Origin of the sequence: Vibrio sp. SCSIO 43137, from assembly GCF_028201475.1 — a bacterium.
In the GTDB taxonomy this organism is placed as follows: domain Bacteria; phylum Pseudomonadota; class Gammaproteobacteria; order Enterobacterales; family Vibrionaceae; genus Vibrio.
Genome location: NZ_CP116383.1, coordinates 983,541 through 1,004,525 on the forward strand (window position 1 = coordinate 983,541; position 20,985 = coordinate 1,004,525).

Below are 20,985 nucleotides of genomic sequence, written 5' to 3' on the forward strand. Positions count from 1 at the left end.
CTGTTGTAAATGAACAAGATGTTTGTGTCAGGGGAACATATACCTGTATCCTTCCTCAAAACTGGCCTTGCACTCTTGATTTGAACGTAGTGAAACAATAGAGTAGCGAGCAGAGTAAATTGTTCACTGAGCCCTTGTGAAACATGCGTTTTAGACAAGAATTAATGTGAATAATCCCATTGACATACAGAGGTTGATTTGTCCCTATTTAGTCAGGCTATTGTTGAGCTAGCTCAACGGGTTAAAAACGCTGAAGAGCAAGATATCAGAATAACTCAGCCCATCGCCAATGCGCCGGTTTCATCATGCATTGACTGGCTTGAAGCTCAACCTCATTTCCCGAAGTTTTACTGGCAGTCCAGAGACACCCGGGAAGAAGTCGTCGCCCTTGGCAAAGTACACACTTTTTCTGACCCTGCACCGGCATATACTATTCTGTCTGATGATCAGAGAGTATGGGGAGGCAAGGCCTTTCAGACCTCTGAATATACCGATACGCAATCCTACTTCTTCTTACCTCAGATTGAGTTAGTGCGCTTTGATAAGCAGTGGTCAGTAAGTGTTAATCTGGCCGACGATAAAGATCAGATAATAGCGGCTTTGGAAAAACTAATTGTAGACGTTCAGCCGTTAGCACCTATCTCTGTGGAAATAAAACAAATTTCTCACACTCCGGATAAACCCGGCTGGAAAACTCAGGTCGAAGATGTACTGACTCATATTGAGCAGGATAAATTTAAGAAAGTCGTATTGGCGCGAAAAAGTCGTGTCCGGCTCGACTCGGCTATCTCTTCCGCTCAGCTACTAAAAGCAAGCTTGAGTAAGAATCACCACAGTTTCCATTTTCTGTTTGCTCTGAATAAAGAGCAGAGTTTTATCGGTTCGACACCAGAAAGGTTATACAGCCGCGTCGGATTAGAACTGGAAACGGAAGCGTTGGCGGGAACCATCGGCCGCGGTGAGACTGCCCAGAAAGATCTGGATCTGGCAAACTGGCTGGCGCAAGACAAGAAAAACCTCAAAGAGAACCAGTATGTGGTTGACGACATCATAGATCGCTTAACGCCACATGCCGAAAGTATTGAAGCACAAGATGAAGCCAAGCTGATACGCCTGACCAAGGTGCAGCACCTTAAGCGTGAAATTCGTGCACACCTTAAAGCGGGAGTAAACGGTGTTCAGCTACTCGCTGCCTTACAGCCAACCGCGGCGGTAGCCGGGTTGCCGAGAGAAGAGGCGATGCAATATATTCTGCAAAATCAGCCATTTTCCCGTGGCTGGTATAGTGGTTCTATTGGTTATATCAGTCACCGTAAAGCAGAGTTCTGCGTGGCGCTCAGAAGTGCACTGGTTCGGGGTGAAAATGTCGACCTTTATGCCGGAGCCGGTATTGTTACCGGTTCAGAAGCGGAATATGAGTGGCAGGAGCTTGATAATAAGATGTCGACACTGTTGTGTCTGATTCAGGGTAACTGGCCGCTCGGAGTGGCTTCATGATCGCCGCAGAGCGCGATCAGGCCGCCCTTAATCGTGTCTGGTCAAGCCTGATTCTTGAGGAGCTTCACCGCTTCGGTGTAGAACATATCTGTATTGCCCCGGGGTCCCGTTCTACCCCCCTTGCTCTGGAGGCCGATGAACACTCTGGCTTCTCTCTTCACCGCCACTTTGATGAACGGGGTCTGGCTTTCCATGCCCTTGGGATTGCTAAAGGATCTAACAAACCAGTAGCCATTATTGTGACTTCAGGTACTGCTGTAGCCAACTTGCTTCCTGCCGTTGCAGAGGCTGCTTTGACCGGAGAAAAGCTGGTGTTGCTGACTGCTGACCGTCCTGTCGAACTGATTGACTGTGGAGCTAATCAGGCCATTTCACAAACGGGCATTTTTTCTCAGCATGTTACGGCAAGTCTCAATCTGCCTTCTGCCAGCGAGCAGATATCTCCCCGCTGGCTACTTACCTCCGTTGACCAGTTATTAAATGAGCAGCATGAAAAGGGGGGGGCGGTGCATATTAACTGTCCATTTCCTGAGCCTCTTTATTCAGATAACGGCAAAGATTTTTACCAGAGCTATCTTGAGCCTTTGCAACAGTGGCTGGAGAGTGATAAGCCATATTGCCAACAGCTTTCAGGGCCTTTTGATTCAGCCATTGACATAGGTGCCATTGAACAGAAAAAAGGGTTGATTGTTATCGGCAGTATTGAGTTGCAATCAGCTCTTTCTGCGTTGAAACTTGGCCGTCAGTTGGGCTGGCCGGTTTTATGCGATCCCCAGAGTGGTGTATCCACTAACTGGGCTCATTATGATATCTGGCTGCAAAATAAGCTGGCTCAACAGCAACTTGGCGAGTGTGAGGTTATCCTTCAGTTTGGCGCCAGGTTAGTTTCTAAACGTTTAAACCAGTTTATTAAAAACCGGGTTGCAGCAGATGCATGTAAATATTATCTGATTAACCGGGACAGAAAGCGTCTTAACCCTGATCACCTTGCCCAGACACATATCATTGCAGAGCCAGCTGAATGGGCTGAGTTTCAGACAGAACGTCTGCAAGGGAAAATCAGCCAATATGCTGGCTGGGCAGATAAGCTGCAACACTTTAGTAAGCATGTCAGCCAGACGGCAGTTAATGGTAATGAGATTTCTGAGATAAACCTTGCCCGCCAGCTGAGCGCGATGGCAGGGAGCAACGACCTGTTTATCGGTAACAGCTTAATTGTGCGCCTGATTGATATGGTGTCGGCATTGCAGGGGAACCGGGTTTATACCAACCGCGGAGCATCCGGTATCGACGGGCTGGTGGCTACGGCAACCGGTGTCCAGTCGGTGACTCAGAAACCTATGCTAATGATGATAGGTGATACTTCGCTGCTATATGACTTAAATTCACTCTCCCTTTGCAGCCGTGATATTCCAATGGTGGTTCTGGTGACCAATAATGATGGCGGCGCCATCTTTAACCTGCTTCCGGTCGATAAACAGAAAAAACAGAGTCTTTATCAGATGCCTCATGGCTATAAGTTCCGGCATGCGGCTAAGCAGTTTGAGCTGGAGTATCTGGCGTGTGAAAAGCTTGATGAACTGCAGGGTGCGGTGCAAAAACACCTGAGTCAGGGTAACGGAACCCTTGTTATTGAAGTGAGCACAAATGCTGATGAAGCCTCTGCAGATATTAAACGGCTGGTAAAAGAAATTCATGCTTTCAGCTAAGTACTCTCCGGCCTCTGTACCTTGCGGCAAACCGCTACTTGTATTCCTGCATGGATTACTGGGAAGTGGTGAAGATTGGCAATGTGTCACAGAGCTGCTCAATGAGTTTGATGCGCTGCTGATTGACCTGCCCGGCCACGGAGCCAGCGCAGATATCAGCGCCGGCGACTTTGATCATTGTTGCCTCCTGATTGCAGAGTCAGTAAAACAGAACCGGCAGGATGATAGTCAGCCTATAGTTATGATCGGTTATTCACTTGGCGCACGGCTGGCAATGTATGGTTTGAGTTATGGCTTGTTTGAACAACTGAATATTGTCAGCTACCTGATTGAAGGCGGCAACTTTGGCTTAAAGAGTGAAGCAGAAAGAGAACAGCGTTTGCAAAATGATCAACATTGGGCGGATTGTTTCTCCCGGCAGAAAATAGATACTGTATTGCAAAACTGGTATCAGCAAGCTGTCTTCTCTTCGCTCAGCCCGCAACAGAGAGTGATGCTGGTGGAAAAGCGTCGTCATAACCATGGTGAAAAAGTGGCGGATATGCTTTTGGCGACGTCACTGGCAAAACAACCCTATTTATTAGATTTGCTATTGGATAAACAGCAGCACATTCATTACATTTGTGGTGAAAAAGACAAAAAATTTACCGAACTGGCTGAGAAAAGCGGGCTGTCATACAGTTGTATTGACTCTGCGGGACATAATGTTCATCAGGAGCAACCAACCCGGTTTGCTCAGCTGATTCAGCAACAGACAGATATGTTATACCCAAGTGACCTCTAGATGTAGGATTCAGAGGTTATCTGGGGATATAAACATCGTTAGATACACGAACAGAGATTGGAACAAATCATGGCAAGAACAATCGGAATTACAGAAGAAGAACTTTATGCACCGGTAGACTGGCAGGACTGTAGTGCAGAGTATGAAGATATCCATTTTCATAAGTCCGCTGATGGTATCGCAAAAATAACCATTGCACGCCCTCAGGTACGTAATGCATTCAGGCCTCAGACCGTTAAAGAGATGATTAAGGCACTGGCCGACGCCCGCTATGATGAGCAGGTAGGTGTGATTATCCTTACCGGACTGGGTGAAGATGCTTTCTGTTCCGGTGGTGACCAGAAAATCCGTGGCGACTACGGCGGCTACAGGGATGAAGAGGGGACTCACCACCTGAATGTGCTGGATTTCCAGCGTCAGATCCGTACTTGTCCTAAGCCGGTTATTGCTGCTGTTGCCGGTTATGCCGTTGGTGGTGGTCATGTTCTGCATATGATGTGTGACCTGACCATCGCGGCTGAAAATGCCCAGTTTGGTCAGACAGGTCCTAAAGTCGGTTCATTTGACGGCGGCTGGGGTGCTTCTTATATGGCGCGTATTGTCGGCCAGAAGAAAGCGCGTGAAATCTGGTTCCTGTGCCGTTTCTATGATGCACAGGAAGCGGTCGATATGGGGCTGGTTAATACCGTTGTTCCTGTCGCTGATCTGGAAAAAGAGACAGTACGCTGGTGTCGTGAAGTACTTCAGCACAGCCCGATGGCTCTGCGTTGCCTGAAAGCAGCACTAAACGCTGACTGTGACGGTCAGGCAGGTCTTCAGGAGCTGGCTGGTAACGCCACTATGATGTTCTATATGACTGAAGAAGGTCAGGAAGGACGTAACTCTTTCAATGAGAAACGTCGCCCTGATTTCTCTAAATTCCCGAGAAATCCATAGAATATTATTCACCCGGTATTCATCCGGAGGCAGGCTCGCAAGCCTGTTTCCGGTCGGTTGCCGCAATTATGAAAATAAATATTCATAAAAATTATGAATTACCCGATCTGGGTCATAAGTTTATCGTCTGTTTTTTTCTAAGCTTATGGTTCCAAACTGTGGACTAATCAATAGTTTGCAACAGTTTGAGTATCACTTGTCAATGATGACAAAAAGTAAAATTTTGTATTATTTACCAATCTAGGAATCATTCCGATGCGTCACGCAAAACTGTATAGATATCAGCTTCCGATGGATAGTGGTGTCATTCTCCGCGATCAAAAACTGTCCGAAAGACACGGCTGGATTGTAGAACTGACACAGGCAGGCAAAACAGCCTATGGTGAAATAGCACCATTGCCGGGCTTTAGCCGGGAAAGCTGTGATGAAGCTGGCATACAGGCGCAGGCACAACTGGAACAGTGGGTGCGTGGCGACACTATTGATTTTGATTCTCTCTATCCTTCTGTCGCTTTCGGCCTGTCTATGGCAGAGCTTGAGCTTAGGCAAGAGTTGCCGGCTGAAGGCAACTTTACCGGCGCTCCCCTATGTACCGGTGATCCCGATGATCTTCTGCCGGTTTTGGAAGCCATGCCGGATGAACATAAAGTTGCCAAGGTGAAAGTCGGGCTGTATGAACCGATTCGTGACGGTATGATAACCAACCTGTTTCTGGAGACCATTCCAGATCTCAAACTAAGATTAGATGCCAACCGTGCATGGACCATCGAAAAGGCAGAGAAATTTGCCAGTTATATAAACCCTTCTTATCGTCAGAGAATAGAGTTTATTGAGGAGCCGTGTCAGAAACCGGGTGATAGCTTTACCTTTGCTATCGATACCGGTATTGCTATTGCGTGGGACGAAACCCTGCAGGAGTCGGTAAGGGATAAGGAGTCCGACCTCAGCCATATGACTGGCGCAAAGGTCATTATTATCAAGCCAACTCTGATTGGCTCGGTTGAGCGTTGTGTTTCTCTGGTAGAGCAGGCTAATAAACTGGCTATCTCTGTGGTATTCAGTTCCAGCCTTGAATCCAGCCTCGGGCTTTGCCAACTGGCACGGATGGCAAACTGGCTGACACCGCAAACCATCCCCGGCCTTGATACCATCAAAATGTTTGCTGCTCAGCTACATACACCTTGGCCCGGTTCTGAATTGCCGCTTGTTTCGCTGCAAGATCAGAAGCTTGTCTGGCAGAGCCTTTAATGAAATTGCACTGTTATCTGCCTGAGTTTTGGGCGGAGTACAGAAAAGAAAATCCGGCTCTGATTACCCCACAGGGCCGTTATAGCTGGAGCGAGTTAAGCAGTGAAGTGCTTGATATCAGCCGGCAACTGCTGGCTGAAGGGCTTCAGTCCGGAGATGTGTTAGCCTGCGTCTCAAAAAATAGCACTGAGCTGCTTTTTCTCTATCTTGCTTGTGTGCGCATAGGAGTTATCCCAGCCCTTATCGCCCCTCAGCCCCTTTCCCCGTTAGTGGAAAAACTGCAGCAGATTGGTTGTCGATCTGTCTGGCTGGGCAAAGAGGCGCTGGCAAAAACCGACAGCAGGGAGCAAAACAGCATCAGGCAGCACTTCAACTGTATTGACCCGTTGCAAAATAATGGCGGCAACAAAGCGCTTCCTGCTGTATCGGCTTTGCCGGAGAAAGCCATTGTCAGCCTGATATTTACTTCCGGTTCGTCTGGGCAGGCTAAGGCTGCTGCCCATTGTGCTGAAAACCATCTCGCTTCTGCGCAAGGCCTGTTGGATGTGTTTGAATACAAGCAGGCCGATTGCTGGCTGCTTAGCTTGCCTATGTTTCACGTTTCTGGTCTGGCCATTGTCTGGCGCTGGCTTTCTGTTGGTGCGGTTCTGAAAATCGGTGAGGGTGGCAATCTGGCCGATGACCTGTATCAGGTAAGCCACGCTTCACTGGTCCCTACTCAGCTTAAGAGGCTGCTGGATAAACAGCATCAGATATCCCTTACTCATGTACTGCTGGGTGGTAGTCATATCCCTGCTGAGTTAGCTAACAGGGCAAAAGCCAGAGGTATCAGCACATGGCTGGGTTATGGTATGACGGAAGCGGCTTCGACGGTTACCGCCAAGCAGGTAGACGGTAAAAGTGGAGTGGGGAATGTGCTGCCCGGCAGAAAGATTAAATTGAACGGCCAGAATATACTTATCGGCGGTAAAACTCTGGCCTTAGGCTATTTTTATCAGGGAGAGCTGACCCCTCTGACGGATAACGGCTGGTTTGATAGTAAGGATCTGGGCTGCCGGCAAGACGGAGAACTGCGTATTCTCGGCAGGGCTGATAATCAGTTTATTTCCGGCGGTGAGAATATCCACTGTGAAGAGATTGAATCGGTTCTGCTGCAGCATAAAGATATCGGGCTTGCCTTTGTTGTGCCTGTTGCCGATGCTGAGTTTGGTGCCCGGCCTGTTGCTTTGTTATCCTGTAACGGAGAGCTGGATCCGGAACAGTATAAACCGCTGCTAACATCCCGTCTGGATAGATTTAAGTGGCCGATAGCTTATTTTCAGCTACCTGAAACTGTATTGCAGGGGCAGGGGATAAAAGTTTCACGCATATCAGTGAAACAGTGGTTCTCTGAACATCAGTCTACCTACCAGTTAGTTATTTAATAGTCAAAAAGGGAATTTATCCTACCGTTTAATATCACTTAGTATTAGCTGAATCAGTCAGTATGTCGTATCGGTTGTCCCCGATAGAAACCTTAATAGTGCCAACAGCATACTGAGAATGTGGGGGACAAGGTTTCAGGGAAGAAAGAGACAACAGCATGAAGCGAATTCTGCTCTCTCTCAGTGTGCTACTTATTCTGTTTTCTGTATTTAGCGAGGGGCTGGCTCAGTCCATTGGTGAGCTGATGGCTTTTGTTTGCGTTGTGTTGCTGGTTTTAAGATATCAGCAGCCAGCTAAGAGAAAGCACGGAGATCATTACCCAGAGTGATACGCCGAACAGCAGGGGCTTCACTCCTGCTGCCCTAAGCTTTTCCAGTGAAATGGCTGAACCGATAAGAAACAGGCAGACAACCAGCATCTGCTTAGCCACAGAGAAGATAACACCATATACCTCCTCAAACTGAGGTAAGTAATCACTTACCACAATCGCCCCGCAATAGAAAAGAATAAAGTAAGGGATAGTAATTTTATTGCTGTCACTCTTAAACAGAATCGCGCTGATAAAAGCGACAGGAATAATCCACAAAGCTCTTGCCAGCTTGAGTGTTGTGGCTGTTTTCAACGCTTCTTCCCCATAGGCTGATGCCGCACCAACCACAGAGGAAGTATCGTGAATAGCGATAGCCGCCCATGTACCAAAGGTGTGTTGATCTAAACCGAGACTATGGCCGATAACAGGGAAGATAAACAGAGCAACTGAGTTGAGTACAAACACGGTTGCCAGAGCAAGGGCTGTTTGGTTGTCATCGGCTTTTATTGACGGTGCTACGGCAGCAATGGCACTGCCGCCACAAATTGAGGTACCCGCTGAGATGAGGTAGCCGGTATGCTTGTCCAGACCAATTTTTCTGGTAATCAGTGTACCAATCACAAGGGTGCCGGCAATGGTGGCAATAATAATACCTATACCCTGTCCGGTAACTGCCAGCGCCTGTTGAAAGTGAATACCGAACCCCAGCCCGACAATAGAGTAGGCCAATAGCTTTTTGGTGATTGCAGCGACTTTCAGCTCTTTCGGCACTAATCCGAGGGCGGAAAGCATAAAGCCGATAACCAGTGCTGCCGGTGAAGAAACCCACGGAGTGAGGCAGAGTAGTCCGCACAGATAAAACAGAAGGTTCTTTACAGGCATAGTTCAGGTCGCATTTACATCATAGAGTTGCGCTATCATAGCGCAAGCTCTGGGTTAAGTATGTCTTATCTTATTTTACTAAGGGTTAAGGAAAATTGAACGGGCTATAACCATCTAACGATGGTCTCCGCGAAGTTCTGCTACCTTCTCTTGCAACAGATTACTGCTGGCCTGACTGGCATTAACAGGTTCACCGGCTACAATTTCCAGTTTTGACCAGAATCGGCCGGGAAGGCCTTTACAGGCTCTGCCTCTGTAACGGCTGAAATAGCTACCCCATAAACCTTTCAGCGCCATAGGAATAACCGGAGCTGAGGTTCTGCGCAGAATAATATCGATACCGCGCATAAAAGTTTTTATTTCGCCATCGCTGGAGAGTTCACCTTCAGGAAATATACAGACCAGCTCGCCATTCTCCAGTGCTGTTTCAATTTCAGCAAAAGCTTTTTTTATGGATGAACGGTTTTCAGCAGAGATTGGGATAATACCGATTCGTCTCAGAAAGCCTCTGATGGGAGCAAACTCAGTATACTCTTCCTGCATTACGAAGCGGATTAGCCGGGGAGAAACCGCGCTGATAAGCAAACCGTCAAGATAGCTGACATGATTACAGACAATCAGTGCCCCGCCTTTTTCCGGCAGATGGTGAAGATCGACATGTCTTACCCGGTACATGGTATGAGTCAGTATCCACACCACAAAACGGACAGCAAAGATCGGCACCTGAGTAAAGATAGCGATGGCGACCAAAAGATTCAGCACTGACAGCAGAATAAACAGTTGCGGGATCTCAAGGCCGATTACCGACAGGCAGATAATGGCCAGTACGGCACTGGCAACCATAAACAGAGAGTTATAAATATTATTGGCTGCAATAACCTGAGAGCGCTCTTTTTTCTCTGCCCTCGACTGTATCAATGCATAGAGAGGCACGATAAAAATACCACCTGAAGCACCAATCAGTAGCAGATAGATAAAGGTTGGCCAGAGCTCACGATAGCTGACAAAGTCGGTGAAATTGGTTAGTACCGGCAGGCTCTCCGGTATGGAAAGGGCCATAAGAGCACCGAACAGGGTAATACCTAAGCTACCGAGCGGCACAATGCCCAGCTCAATTCTGTGGTTAGAAAGCTTGTCACAAAGCAGAGAGCCTAAGGCTATGCCGACAGAAAACAGAGACAGCAGGAAAGAGACACCACTTTCGCCGCCGTTCAGGTATAAGCGGGTAAAATTAGGAAACTGTGTCAGGTAACAGGCGCCGAGGAACCAAAACCAGCTGATGGCCAGTATGGTTTTATGCACCACCTTATCTTTTTTCGCAATTCCCAGAGTATGGCGGGTCTGAGTAACTGGTCTCCAGCGAAGCTTTGCCAGCGGGTTCGCGGCAGGTGTTTTGGGGATAAAGCGACTGGCCAGATAACCCAGCAGGGCAAACAGTACAACAGAGGCTGCGGCAATATGGGTGGCACGTTCAGCTGAGGCAATAAATCCTGCCCCGATAGTGCCAAGCAAAATCGCCAGAAAGGTACCGGTTTCTACTAGCGCATTGCCGGGAACCAACTCTTTCTCATTAAGATGCTGGGGTAATAAGGCGTACTTTACTGGTCCGAAAAAAGCCGACTGGGTACCCATTAAAAACAGTAACAGCAGCAGGATCTGATAACTCTGGGTAATAAACCCTATGGCACCGAGACACATGATGCCAATCTCAGCCAGCTTCACTTTACGGATAAACCAGTCTTTGTCGTATTTGTCTGCCAGCTCACCGGCGGTGGCAGAGAAAAGAAAGAAGGGTAGGATAAACAGACCGGCTGCAAGATTGATAAACAGATCCGTCGAGATAGGCAGCGCACCACTACCGGCAAAAGCGACCAGAATCAGCAATACGTTCTTAAAGATATTATCGTTAAAAGCGCCGAAAAACTGGGTAACAAAGTAGGGTAGAAAACGTCGTTGTGCCAGTAGGGCGGCGGTAGAAACGCTGTTCATAATATCAGGTCCAGCTGTTGGTATAGTTTTCTATCAGGTTTTTGATCAGGGCTTTTCCGTCAACAGGTGAGGCGGTAAAGAACTTATCGTCAACACTCAGAAGGGTAATTCCGTGTACACCTGCCCAGAGCACCCGGCTGGCCTCAATTGCCTGCTGTTTGGATTTTTGTGGTGCCAGTAGCATCATCAGCTCTTCCAGCATAGCTGTCATATCGTCAATTCTTTCCGCCTGCCATTCCGGAAGCTGTTCACCGTTCATGGTGTGCTGAAAAATTAGTTGCCAGCGATGTGGGTTGGCCTGAGCAAAGTCATGATAACAGTAGGCAAGCTCATATAGGGCCTGCTTTGGGTCGTCTGTGTGAGAAATGGCTTCGGAAGCTTGCTGCTTCAGTTCATCAACAGTCTGGGCGACGGCTTGCAGCAACAACAGATTATAGTTGCCGAAGATATTGACTAATGTACTTGGCACATAGCCAATCATATTGGCCAGCTTTCTCAGGCTGAGATCATGATGAGGGTGGTTATGGAGGAACTCTTTTACTTTCTCAAGAGTAAGTGAAATAAGCTCTTCGCGGGTATGATCGTTTCTGCGTGCCATGGATACAATCTGTTAATGAACAATGTTCATTATTCTATTGACCCGCTTATACAGGGTCAAGCTTCTGCGGGGGGTGAGGCAAAAATGAAGCAAAACTGTGAGCTTAATGATAGAAATATAGGCCGATAGCGGCAAGGCTTGCATTAGCAGGGGCTTGATATTAGTGTTTGTAGCACGCATATATCATATGAGTTACTCAGAAACAGAAGGGAAATGATGAAACGTATATTAGCTATGTTCACGCTAATCATCTTTGCAGTCTCCGCGGCGCCAGAGGCGGAAGCAAAAAAGTTTGGTGGCGGTAAGTCGTTTGGCAAGTTATTTAAAACTGCTCCTGCTCCTAAGCAGAAAACCACCAACACCAGTACAATAAAAAAAGATCAGACAGCGCCTAAGAGCTCCACAAAACGTGGTTTATTTGGCGGCTTAATGGGTGGTTTGCTGGCAGGCGGACTGCTGGCCGCATTCTTCGGCGGCGCATTTGAAGGTATTCAGTTTATGGATATCCTGATCTTTGGTTTGATTGCTTACTTTGCCTTTAAGTTCTTACGTGGCATGTTGGGCGCCAAGGCGGGTAGCATGAATCAGCAGGCATACTCCGCTGCTGGTCAGGGCTATCAACAGCCTCAGCCAAATGTACATCAATTTGAGCAACCTCAGGCAACTAGCGGCTTTGGGTCAACGGGTCAGAGTGATGTACCTTACAACTTCCCTCCGGGTTTTGATCAGGCAGGCTTTATTAATGGGGCCCGTGAGCACTATAGAATTATTCAGGGTGCATGGAACCACAATGAACTGCATACCATACAGGAGTACGTTTCTGCTGAACTATTTGCGGAGCTGAGCGCCGAACGGGCAGAGCTTTCTGGCGAGCAACATACAGACGTTATGTATGTGGATGCGGAAATCGTACGCGGCGATTGCGATGCAACTAAGGCTCAGTTGAGTATTCAGTTTAGTGGTCGCTACCGTGATGCTGTTGAAGGTATTGAGGAAGATATTCACGATATCTGGCACCTTGAGCGGGATTTAACCGCACCAAATGCCCCTTGGCTGATTATCGGTATTCAGGGATAAGCGTTATCACTCATCCGGTTTAAACCGTCAGATAAGAAAAAGGGTCGGTACTTTGCAGTGCTGACCCTTTTTGATCCAGAAGCGGAGATTAGGCGTTGTCTGCCTGAATCGCTGTTAGTGCGATAGTGTAAACAATATCGTCTACCAGTGCGCCACGGGACAGGTCGTTTACAGGCTTACGCATGCCCTGAAGCATTGGACCGATTGATACAAGGTCAGCAGAACGCTGTACAGCTTTGTAAGTTGTGTTACCTGTGTTCAGGTCAGGGAATACGAATACTGTCGCTTTACCTGCTACCGGAGAGTTAGGCGCTTTAGAAGCAGCCACGTTTTCCATGATAGCGGCATCGTACTGTAGCGGACCATCGATAACCAGATCAGGACGCTTGGCTTTGGCCAGTTTGGTTGCTTCACGTACTTTATCTACGTCAGCACCTTTACCGGACTCACCAGTAGAGTAGGAGATCATTGCAACACGAGGGTCGATACCGAACGCAGCAGCAGAGTCTGCTGACTGGATAGCGATTTCTGCAAGTTGTTCAGCCGTTGGATCCGGGTTGATTGCACAGTCACCGTATACCAGAACTTGATCAGGAAGCAGCATAAAGAACACGGAAGATACAATTGAAGCATCCGGAGCCGTCTTAATGATCTGGAACGGAGGAACGATAGTGTTCGCTGTTGTATGAACAGCACCAGAAACCAGACCGTCAACTTCGTCATTTTCCAGCATCATAGTGCCCAGGAATACAGAGTCTTCCAGCTTCTCACGAGCTACAACTTCTGTCATACCTTTCTTCTCACGAAGCTCTACAAGGCGGGCAACGTATCTTTCACGTACGGCATCAGAGTCGATGATCTCAACACCTGCACCCAGCTCAACACCTTGCTGCTCAGCAACACGACGGATTTCGTCAGGGTTACCAAGCAGTACACAGTTAGCGATACCGCGCTCTGCACAGATTGCTGCTGCTTTAACAGTACGTGGTTCGTCACCTTCTGGAAGAACGATACGCTTACCGGCACGACGGGCAAATTCAGTCAGCTGGTAACGGAATGCCGGCGGGCTCAGACGACGGATACCTTCTGAACCTTCAGACAGAGTATCAATCCAAGGGCCGTCAATATGGCTTGCAACGTGGTCGTTAACAAACTCGATACGCTCTTTATCGTCTGCAGGTACTTCTAAGCTGAAGCTTTGCAGGTTAAGAGAGGTTTGCCATGTGTTGCTTTCAGTTTTGAAGATAGGCAGGCCGGTATCAAATGCGCGTTGGCAAAGCTTCTGGATCTCCTGAGGAAGATCGTAGCCGCCTGTCAGCAGCATGGCACCAATTTCAACACCGTTCATTGCAGCAAGAGCAGCCGCAACGATTACGTCCGGACGGTCAGCTGACGTTACCAGCAGAGAGCCCGCTTTAAAGTGCTCGATCATATGAGGAACAGAGCGTGCACAGAAGGTGATGCTCTTAATACGGCGAGTCAACATCTCACCTTCATTAACTACTTCAGCATCAAGGTGTTTGGCCATATCGATGGCACGGGTAGCGATTAGGTCGATCTTCCACGGCACACAGCCAAGAACACGGATAGGGCTGTTGTTGATGATCTCCATCGCCTGCATATTTGCCTGCTGGGCAGCATCGGCTTCATCGAAGATCTCAGAAAGGTCAGGACGGGTACGGCCTGCTTCATCAACAGGAGCGTTCAGTTTGTTAATAATAACGCCTGAGATGTTCTTGTTTTTAGCACCACCGAAGTTAGAAACGGCAAGCTCGATACGCTCTCTCAGCTGAGTGGCGTTGTAAGTGCCCGGAGTGGCAACAAATACAATTTCAGCACCCAGAGTCTTAGCGATCTCTTCGTTTACCTGGTTAGCAAACGGGTGTTTTCTGGTAGGTACTAAACCTTCGATTAATGTCACTTCAGCATCGTTAACCTGATTGTAGCGTTCAACGATTGACTCAAGCAGTACATCCATCTTCTCGTTACCGATCAGAGACTCTGCTTCATGCATTGGTGTCGGCTTAGCCGTTTTAATCGCAGTGTTGGCAGAAATGATGGTTGACGTCAGGTCTGGCTGGTTACCGCCGTGACGTGGCTGAGCAATTGGTTTCAGGAAAGAAACATTAACGCCTTTTCGCTCCATAGCGCGAATTACACCTAAACTAACACTGGTTAAACCAACACCAGCGCTAATCGGTACAAGCATGATAGTACGGGACATTCGTAGGGTACCTCTGATTACGGGGAAATGGCTCAGCAATATGGCTTTAAGATTTACTGAGCCTTAATAGAGAACTGGCTAACTTATGTTAGCCAGTAATTTTTTATAGGTTAGCCAGTCTTGCTGTATCTTCTGCAATGACCAGCTCTTCGTTGGTAGAGATCACCATTGCAGGGATGCGACTCTCTGCAGAAGTGATAGTACCTTCACCACCAAAGCGTGCTTTCAGGTTAGCTTCACCATCAACTTCGATGCCAAATACACCCAGACGGTTAAGAACCATTTCACGGATAGGCGCAGAGTTTTCACCGATACCGCCAGTGAATACGATAGCGTCCAGACGGCCTTCAAGCGTTGCTGTGTAACCGGCAACGTACTTAGCCAGACGGTGACAGAATACGTCCATTGCGCGGGTCGCTTCTTCTTTCTCACCGTAGTTGTCTTCAACGAAACGACAGTCAGAAGTCACCTGAGTAAGACCTTGCAGGCCAGACTCTTTAGTCAGCATAGTGTTGATCTTCTCTACTGAGTAACCAAGAGTGTCATGCAGGTGGAAGATGATTGCAGGGTCGATATCACCACAACGAGTGCCCATTACCAGACCTTCAAGAGGAGTCAGACCCATAGAAGTGTCTACAGACTGGCCGTTCTTGATAGCACAAACAGATGCGCCGTTACCAAGGTGGCAGTTGATGATATTTAATTGATCAGCTGGTTTACCCAGACGCTCTGCAGCTTCACGGGCAATAAACAGGTGAGAAGTACCGTGCATACCGTAGCGACGAATGCCGTGCTCTTTATATAGATCGTATGGAAGTGCGTACAGGAACGCTTCTTCAGGCATTGTCTGGTGGAATGCAGTGTCAAATACCGCAGACATTGGCAGGCCAGGGAAAGCTTTCTGAGCCGCTTTAATACCAACGATAGCAGCCGGGTTGTGAAGAGGTGCCAGTGCAGCGCAATCTTCGATACCTTTAACAACAGCATCATCAATAAGAACAGACTGAGTGAATTTTTCACCGCCGTGAACAACACGGTGGCCGATAGCAGATAGTGCTTCAGAAAGTTCTGGCTTAGAAGCAAGAATAGTTTCAACGATAAAAGCAAGAGCTTGATCGTGAGCGGCACCATCGCCTAGTTGTGCTTCGTGCTTGCCATCAAGTTTCCACTTGATACGTGCTTCAGGAAGGTGAAGACATTCTGCAAGACCTGTAAGGTGTTCGGTACCGTTATCTGCATCTACAATAGCAAACTTAAGAGAAGAGCTACCGCAGTTTAAAACTAAAACCAGCTTGGACATGAGTGATTACCTGCTAATCAAGGGTGAAAAATCAATCTCAAGAATAGTAGAGGATGATACAACCCCGCTACTTTCTCAGTTATAAATATTAATTATCCGTATATGAAACAAGATCATTTAATCTATGATTTTGTCAGCAATCCTTGCTTATAAATGCCATTTGGTTGCTAATTTCGAAAATAAAGTCAACAATGACATTGAGGGTCTGCAAAGGATAGCGATATTAGGCCAATATAACAAAAAATATTTTAGAGAATATTAACTTTCATCAAGTTTTTTATAGTTTTTGTTGAATGATTCAACTTTTTTTTAGTGAGAGGTCGTGATGGATACTAATTCAGGGTTGGTTCACAATCTGAGAGATGGTCAGAAGTACATGGATACCTGGCCGATGCGAAAAGAGTTATCTCCTATTTTTCCTGAACAGCGGGTGATTAAGGCGACTCGTTTCGGTATCAAGGTGATGCCGGCGGTTGCGGCCATCAGCATTCTTTTTCAGATGAGCTTTCACAATGAGCAGGCAATGCCTCAGGCCGTAGTTATCGCTCTGTTTGCTATTAGTTTACCGCTGCAGGGTATGTGGTGGCTGGGTAACCGGGCAAATACACAACTGCCTCCCGCTTTAGCTGGCTGGTATCGCGAACTGCATCAGAAGATCATCGAGTCAGGTTTTGCGCTGGAGCCGGTAAAATCCAAACCAAGATATAAAGAGCTGGCCAACATCCTTAACAGGGCCTTTCGCCAACTTGATAAACGAGCGCTTGAGCGTTGGTTCTGATCCTGCATTAGTCAGCAAATGATTTAATAGATAAAACGGCAGCTTTTCTAAGCTGCCGTTTTTCGTTCGCCTCTTTTCTGTTGTTTACCCTATTCATTTTTCCGCATAAATATCCGGCTCTAATGGTAGTTTGCAACGTAAACAACTTCTCATTTCTACTAAATTGAAATAATAAATTAAAAAGCTTCTTCCATTCTTCAGTCAATGCTGGTAAAAATGTTTACGAAGCGTAAAGAAATACGTACGAACCGAATAAATAAAAAATAGACTCATGGTATTGAAACCATATATTTGCTAATCAAGGAGTTAAGATGAAAGCAAGCAGAATTCTGGCAACCGCATGTCTAACCGGGGTTGCTCTCCTCTCCTCAACGGGTGTTATTGCTAAAACAGTGAAAGTCGCTGTCTCTCAGATTGTAGAACACCCGGCACTGGATGCGACCCGACAAGGCCTTATCGACGGACTGAAAGCGAAAGGGTACGAACAGGGCAAAAATTTAGATTTTGATTTTAAAACGGCACAGGGTAATCCGGCCATTGCTGTTCAGATCGCACGTCAGTATGTTGGTGAGCGTCCTGATGTTCTGGTGGGTATCGCTACTCCGACAGCACAGGCTCTGGTTTCTGCCACCCGCGACATTCCTGTGGTATTTACCGCAGTAACAGACCCAGTAGGCGCTAAGCTGGTAAGTAATGTTGAAAAGCCGGGCAAGAACGTAACTGGTCTGTCGGATCTTTCTCCTATCGCACAGCATGTTGATTTGATTAAAGAGATTCTGCCTAACGTAAAAACCGTTGGTGTGGTTTACAACCCGGGTGAAGCAAACTCAATCAGCCTGATGAAGCTGCTTAAAGAGAGCGTGGCTAAAAACGGTCTTGAGCTGATCGAAGCGACTGCCCTTAAGAGTGCTGATGTACAGAGTGCCACTCAGACTATCTCTGCAGAGTCAGATGTGATTTACGCCATGATCGATAACACGGTTGCCAGTGCCATTGAAGGTATGACCATTGCGGCTAATCAGGCTAAGACGCCTGTGTTTGCAGCGACAACGACTTATATTGATGCAGGGTCTATTGCTGCTCTGGGCTTTGACTACTACCAGATTGGCGTACAGACAGCAGACTATGTTGCCGACATTCTGGAAGGCAAAAAGCCGGGTGATCTGCCTGTACGTGTTGCCAAAGGTTCAGACATTGTTATCAACAAAACGGCAGCCGACAAACTGGGTATCGTGATTCCTAAGTCCGTTATGGATAAAGCTACGGCTGTTAAGTAGTCATGCGTGAGGCAGAGCTTGCCTCGGCATAATCGAGATCTGGCTGGTATTTATACCAGCCAGAACATTTGAAGCAGAGAAGGAGTAAATATGTCTGCTTTTGCATTTTTTGGCGCACTTGAGATTGGCTTAATCTACGGATTGGTTGCTCTTGGTGTTTATCTCACTTTCAGAGTATTAGATTTTCCCGATCTGACCGTAGACGGAAGTTTCCCTATGGGAGCCGCAGTGGCGGCGACTCTGATTGTTGCCGGTGTTGACCCCTGGATAGCGACTCTGCTGGCCATTATTGCCAGTGCTATGACAGGTCTGGTTACGGCGTTTCTGGCTGTGAAGTGTGGCATATTGCATCTGCTTGCTTCAATACTGACTATGATTGCCGCTTTCTCCATCAACATCCGTATTATGGGACGGCCAAATATTGCTCTGCTCGGTTCAGATACCATTCTGACTCCGTTTGAAGCCATGGGCGATTCCATGTATATCCGTCCGTTGGTGGTGGGTGTTCTGGTACTGATCTCCGCCTTCTTTATTGTCCGCTTGCTGAACAGTGACTTCGGTCTTGGATTGCGTGCGACTGGTGTTAATGCCCGTATGGTGCGCTCACAAGGCGCGAGTACCTCATTTTATACCTATTTCTGTCTGGCACTCTCTAATGCTTTTGTTGGCTTCGCCGGTGCACTGTTTGCCCAGACCAACAGCTTCGCTGATGTCACTTCTGGCGTGGGTACCATTGTGGTCGGTCTTGCTGCGGTAATCCTTGGTCAGACTCTTATTCCGGGAAGAAAAATCTGGGTGGCTGTGACCGCAGTAATTGTCGGTTCGGTTCTTTATCGTCTTGCCGTAGCCTTTGCCCTGAGCTCAGGCATGTTCGGCTTGCAGGCATCGGATCTGAATCTGGTGACAGCAGTATTGGTGGCAGCAGCATTAATTGCACCAAAAGTGAAAGGAAACCTGAAAGCAAAAAAGGTCTCAAAGCCGGCTAAGGGTGAAGCGGTATCTAAGTTGGCTAAAAATTCAGGAGAGGCAGTATGATTCATTTGGAAGATATTCAGGTGACCTTTAATCCCGGAACCATACTGGAAAACCGGGCGTTGCGCGGCGTTTCAATTGAAGTTCCTGAGCATCAGTTTCTGACGGTTATCGGCTCTAATGGTGCAGGTAAATCAACCCTACTGGGTGCGGTAACAGGCGAAACGCCTATGGTTGGCGGTCGTGTACGTATCGATGATTTGGATGTAACCCGTCATACCGTCGATCAGCGAGCCAGTCAGTGCGCAAGAGTGTTTCAGGATCCGCTGGCCGGAACTTGTGCGGACCTTACTATTGAAGAGAATATGGCGCTGGCTTATCTGCGCGGTAAACGTCGTGGCTGGCACCACAGTTTGTCAGGTAAAAGACGTAAGCTGTTTCAGGAGCGTATTAGTATTCTTGGCTTAGGTCTGGAAGACCGGCTGGGGGACAATATCGGTCTGCTTTCCGGTGGACAGCGTCAGGCAGTGAGCCTTGTTATGGCAACACTTTCAGAGAGTAAACTGTTACTGCTTGATGAGCATACAGCGGCACTTGATCCGCGTATGGCGGCCTTTATTATCGACCTGACGAAAAAGATCGTAAAAGAGTTTAACCTTACCGTGATGATGGTGACTCACTCAATGAAGGATGCGCTGGCTTGTGGTGACAGAACCATTATGCTCCATCAGGGTGAGGTGGTGCTTGATGTGGCTGGTGAGCAGAGAAGCAACATGAAGGTGCCTGATTTGTTAGAGATGTTCTCTAAAGTCAGGGGCGAAGAGTTGGCTGACGATGGTTTGCTATTGAACTAGTTTAGCTCTGCTATAACGCTTTAATTGAGATCCCTCTTTATCTGAAGAGGGATTTTTTATTTTGCCTTGTTATGGGGAAAATCTGCCTGTAGCGCATCAGTTCATGGCAGAGCAGTACTCAGCCTGATATTTTTCAATATACTCAACAATTGGCGCCGCTTTATTAAACTTGCGGATATTGCGGAACAGCTCATCGGCCTCGGTATACTCTTGTCTCAGGTAGGCGAGCCACTGTTTTACCCTGTTGGGATAATAGAGCCCTTTATCGCCTTTAATTTCGTACTGAGAATATTTCAGCAATAGTGAAATCACCTGAGACCAGTTCATCGGCTGATGGTTATACTTAACCACATTGCCCAGATTAGGTACGTTAAATGCGCCTCTGCACACCATTAGCGAATCTATTCCCGTTACTTCAATACAGTTCTGGCCGTCCTGATAGTTCCAGATTTCACCGTTGGCAATAATAGGAAGGTCAACAGACTGCCTGATCTTGTTGATATACTCCCACTTAATTTCTTCAGCCCGGTAACCGCCTGCTTTAGTTCTGGCGTGAATGGTTAGCTCGCTGGCTCCGGCTGACTGAATCGCATCTGCAATCTCGAAGCAGTCATCGGGGTTTTCCCAGCCAAGGCGAATTTTGGCGCTAACAGGAACCTCTTTACTGACTGCATCACGACACGCTTTTACTATTTTGTAGATCTGCTGCGGATCTTTCAGCAGCGCCGCGCCGCCACGGCTTTTATTCACCATTTTGGCCGGGCAGCCAAAATTCAGGTCAATTCCTGCTGCGCCTAACTCTTCTGCCTGAATCGCATTCTCAGCCATCCACTCAGGCTCCTGTCCCAGTAACTGAACATGTACAGGCGTGCCGGCGGCGGTTTTTGAGCCGGTGGCGAGCTCAGGGCAGAGCTTAGTAAAAACATGTTGAGGCAGCTTCTGATCCACTACGCGTACAAACTCAGTAACGCAGAGATCATAATCATTGATATCAGTCAGGATCTCTCGCATCAGGTGGTCAAGTACGCCCTGCATCGGGCCGAGTATTACGCGCATAGTCTGGAGCTCTGGTTTTAGGGAGCGGGCATTCTACCTAGCTTTAGGGCTAAACCCAAGCAGGAAATC

17 protein-coding genes are annotated in these 20,985 nt (G+C 47.6%); 11 read left to right on the plus strand and 6 right to left on the minus strand.

The genetic code is table 11. The annotated features are described in order from the left end of the window. Nucleotides 1-198 precede the first annotated feature (198 nt). The 6 genes from PK654_RS04750 to menE all read left to right on the plus strand — a co-directional run bounded on the left by PK654_RS04750 (nt 199) and on the right by menE (nt 7,598). Nucleotides 199-1,497, plus strand: coding sequence for an isochorismate synthase (locus PK654_RS04750; protein ID WP_271697943.1), 1,299 nt, complete (start codon nt 199-201; stop codon nt 1,495-1,497). Then, nucleotides 1,494-3,206: a 2-succinyl-5-enolpyruvyl-6-hydroxy-3-cyclohexene-1-carboxylic-acid synthase gene (gene menD, locus PK654_RS04755; RefSeq protein ID WP_271697944.1), complete on the plus strand. Its 1,713-nt coding sequence runs from the start codon at nt 1,494-1,496 to the stop codon at nt 3,204-3,206. Before PK654_RS04750 ends, menD begins: the two co-directional genes overlap by 4 nt. Beyond that, nucleotides 3,193-3,990 carry a 2-succinyl-6-hydroxy-2,4-cyclohexadiene-1-carboxylate synthase gene (gene menH / locus PK654_RS04760; RefSeq protein ID WP_271697945.1) on the plus strand — a complete coding sequence of 266 codons (798 nt, stop codon included), beginning with the start codon at nt 3,193-3,195 and terminating at the stop codon, nt 3,988-3,990. Before menD ends, menH begins: the two co-directional genes overlap by 14 nt. 69 nt (nt 3,991-4,059) lie before the next feature. Further along, nucleotides 4,060-4,926, plus strand: a complete 867-nt coding sequence (gene menB / locus PK654_RS04765) for a 1,4-dihydroxy-2-naphthoyl-CoA synthase (RefSeq protein ID WP_271697946.1) — start codon at nt 4,060-4,062, stop codon at nt 4,924-4,926. A gap of 255 nt (nt 4,927-5,181) precedes the next feature. Beyond that, nucleotides 5,182-6,174: an o-succinylbenzoate synthase gene (gene menC, locus PK654_RS04770; RefSeq protein WP_271697947.1), complete on the plus strand. Its 993-nt coding sequence runs from the start codon at nt 5,182-5,184 to the stop codon at nt 6,172-6,174. Continuing rightward, nucleotides 6,174-7,598 (plus strand): o-succinylbenzoate--CoA ligase, encoded by a 1,425-nt coding sequence (menE, locus tag PK654_RS04775; RefSeq protein ID WP_271697948.1) that lies wholly within the window; start codon nt 6,174-6,176, stop codon nt 7,596-7,598. Before menC ends, menE begins: the two co-directional genes overlap by 1 nt. A gap of 275 nt (nt 7,599-7,873) precedes the next feature. On the opposite strand, the gene PK654_RS04780 is transcribed toward menE, so the two are convergent. The 3 genes from PK654_RS04780 to PK654_RS04790 all read right to left on the minus strand — a co-directional run bounded on the left by PK654_RS04780 (nt 7,874) and on the right by PK654_RS04790 (nt 11,378). After that, nucleotides 7,874-8,791, minus strand: a complete 918-nt coding sequence (locus PK654_RS04780) for a YeiH family protein (RefSeq protein ID WP_271697949.1) — start codon at nt 8,789-8,791, stop codon at nt 7,874-7,876. A 114-nt stretch (nt 8,792-8,905) separates the two neighbouring features. Further along, on the minus strand, nt 8,906-10,780 hold the full coding sequence (locus PK654_RS04785; protein WP_271697951.1) for an MFS transporter: 1,875 nt from the start codon (nt 10,778-10,780) through the stop codon (nt 8,906-8,908). Between the two features lie 4 nt (nt 10,781-10,784). After that, on the minus strand, nt 10,785-11,378 hold the full coding sequence (locus tag PK654_RS04790) for a TetR/AcrR family transcriptional regulator (RefSeq protein ID WP_271697952.1): 594 nt from the start codon (nt 11,376-11,378) through the stop codon (nt 10,785-10,787). A gap of 216 nt (nt 11,379-11,594) precedes the next feature. On the opposite strand from PK654_RS04790, the gene PK654_RS04795 reads away from it, so the two are divergent. Next, nucleotides 11,595-12,455, plus strand: a complete 861-nt coding sequence (locus PK654_RS04795) for a Tim44 domain-containing protein (protein WP_271698798.1) — start codon at nt 11,595-11,597, stop codon at nt 12,453-12,455. Between the two features lie 88 nt (nt 12,456-12,543). Here PK654_RS04795 and pta read toward each other — a convergent pair whose 3' ends face one another. Further along, the gene (gene pta, locus PK654_RS04800; protein WP_271697953.1) at nt 12,544-14,679 is read right to left on the minus strand and encodes a phosphate acetyltransferase; all 2,136 of its coding nucleotides are present in this window, start codon (nt 14,677-14,679) and stop codon (nt 12,544-12,546) included. A gap of 103 nt (nt 14,680-14,782) precedes the next feature. Beyond that, nucleotides 14,783-15,979 (minus strand): acetate kinase, encoded by a 1,197-nt coding sequence (locus PK654_RS04805; RefSeq protein WP_271697954.1) that lies wholly within the window; start codon nt 15,977-15,979, stop codon nt 14,783-14,785. Nucleotides 15,980-16,304: 325 nt separating this feature from the next. Here PK654_RS04805 and yfbV point away from each other — a divergent pair, with 325 nt between their 5' ends. The 4 genes from yfbV to PK654_RS04825 all read left to right on the plus strand — a co-directional run bounded on the left by yfbV (nt 16,305) and on the right by PK654_RS04825 (nt 19,860). After that, a complete protein-coding gene (gene yfbV, locus PK654_RS04810) occupies nt 16,305-16,757 on the plus strand; it encodes a terminus macrodomain insulation protein YfbV (protein WP_271697956.1) in 453 nt (150 codons plus the stop codon). A gap of 311 nt (nt 16,758-17,068) precedes the next feature. Beyond that, a complete protein-coding gene (locus PK654_RS04815; RefSeq protein ID WP_271697957.1) occupies nt 17,069-18,034 on the plus strand; it encodes an ABC transporter substrate-binding protein in 966 nt (321 codons plus the stop codon). A gap of 90 nt (nt 18,035-18,124) precedes the next feature. Then, nucleotides 18,125-19,069 carry an ABC transporter permease gene (locus PK654_RS04820; RefSeq protein WP_271697959.1) on the plus strand — a complete coding sequence of 315 codons (945 nt, stop codon included), beginning with the start codon at nt 18,125-18,127 and terminating at the stop codon, nt 19,067-19,069. Beyond that, nucleotides 19,066-19,860 (plus strand): ABC transporter ATP-binding protein, encoded by a 795-nt coding sequence (locus PK654_RS04825; RefSeq protein ID WP_271697960.1) that lies wholly within the window; start codon nt 19,066-19,068, stop codon nt 19,858-19,860. The genes PK654_RS04820 and PK654_RS04825 overlap by 4 nt, the downstream gene beginning before the upstream one ends. Before the next feature lie 96 nt (nt 19,861-19,956). Here PK654_RS04825 and dusC read toward each other — a convergent pair whose 3' ends face one another. Further along, nucleotides 19,957-20,916, minus strand: coding sequence for a tRNA dihydrouridine(16) synthase DusC (gene dusC / locus PK654_RS04830; RefSeq protein ID WP_271697961.1), 960 nt, complete (start codon nt 20,914-20,916; stop codon nt 19,957-19,959). Nucleotides 20,917-20,985 lie beyond the last annotated feature (69 nt).

Bases quoted from the DNA above. Each gene is read 5' to 3' on its own strand.
- menH (WP_271697945.1), top strand. From the start codon at position 3,193: ATGCTTTCAGCTAAGTACTCTCCGGCCTCTGTACCTTGCGGCAAACCG.
- dusC (WP_271697961.1), bottom strand. From the start codon at position 20,916: ATGCGCGTAATACTCGGCCCGATGCAGGGCGTACTTGACCACCTGATG.
- PK654_RS04805 (WP_271697954.1), bottom strand. From the start codon at position 15,979: ATGTCCAAGCTGGTTTTAGTTTTAAACTGCGGTAGCTCTTCTCTTAAG.
- PK654_RS04820 (WP_271697959.1), top strand. From the start codon at position 18,125: ATGTCTGCTTTTGCATTTTTTGGCGCACTTGAGATTGGCTTAATCTAC.
- PK654_RS04795 (WP_271698798.1), top strand. From the start codon at position 11,595: ATGAAACGTATATTAGCTATGTTCACGCTAATCATCTTTGCAGTCTCC.
- pta (WP_271697953.1), bottom strand. From the start codon at position 14,679: ATGTCCCGTACTATCATGCTTGTACCGATTAGCGCTGGTGTTGGTTTA.
- menE (WP_271697948.1), top strand. From the start codon at position 6,174: ATGAAATTGCACTGTTATCTGCCTGAGTTTTGGGCGGAGTACAGAAAA.
- menD (WP_271697944.1), top strand. From the start codon at position 1,494: ATGATCGCCGCAGAGCGCGATCAGGCCGCCCTTAATCGTGTCTGGTCA.
- PK654_RS04780 (WP_271697949.1), bottom strand. From the start codon at position 8,791: ATGCCTGTAAAGAACCTTCTGTTTTATCTGTGCGGACTACTCTGCCTC.
- PK654_RS04815 (WP_271697957.1), top strand. From the start codon at position 17,069: ATGAAAGCAAGCAGAATTCTGGCAACCGCATGTCTAACCGGGGTTGCT.
- PK654_RS04825 (WP_271697960.1), top strand. From the start codon at position 19,066: ATGATTCATTTGGAAGATATTCAGGTGACCTTTAATCCCGGAACCATA.
- menC (WP_271697947.1), top strand. From the start codon at position 5,182: ATGCGTCACGCAAAACTGTATAGATATCAGCTTCCGATGGATAGTGGT.
- PK654_RS04790 (WP_271697952.1), bottom strand. From the start codon at position 11,378: ATGGCACGCAGAAACGATCATACCCGCGAAGAGCTTATTTCACTTACT.
- PK654_RS04785 (WP_271697951.1), bottom strand. From the start codon at position 10,780: ATGAACAGCGTTTCTACCGCCGCCCTACTGGCACAACGACGTTTTCTA.
- menB (WP_271697946.1), top strand. From the start codon at position 4,060: ATGGCAAGAACAATCGGAATTACAGAAGAAGAACTTTATGCACCGGTA.
- yfbV (WP_271697956.1), top strand. From the start codon at position 16,305: ATGGATACTAATTCAGGGTTGGTTCACAATCTGAGAGATGGTCAGAAG.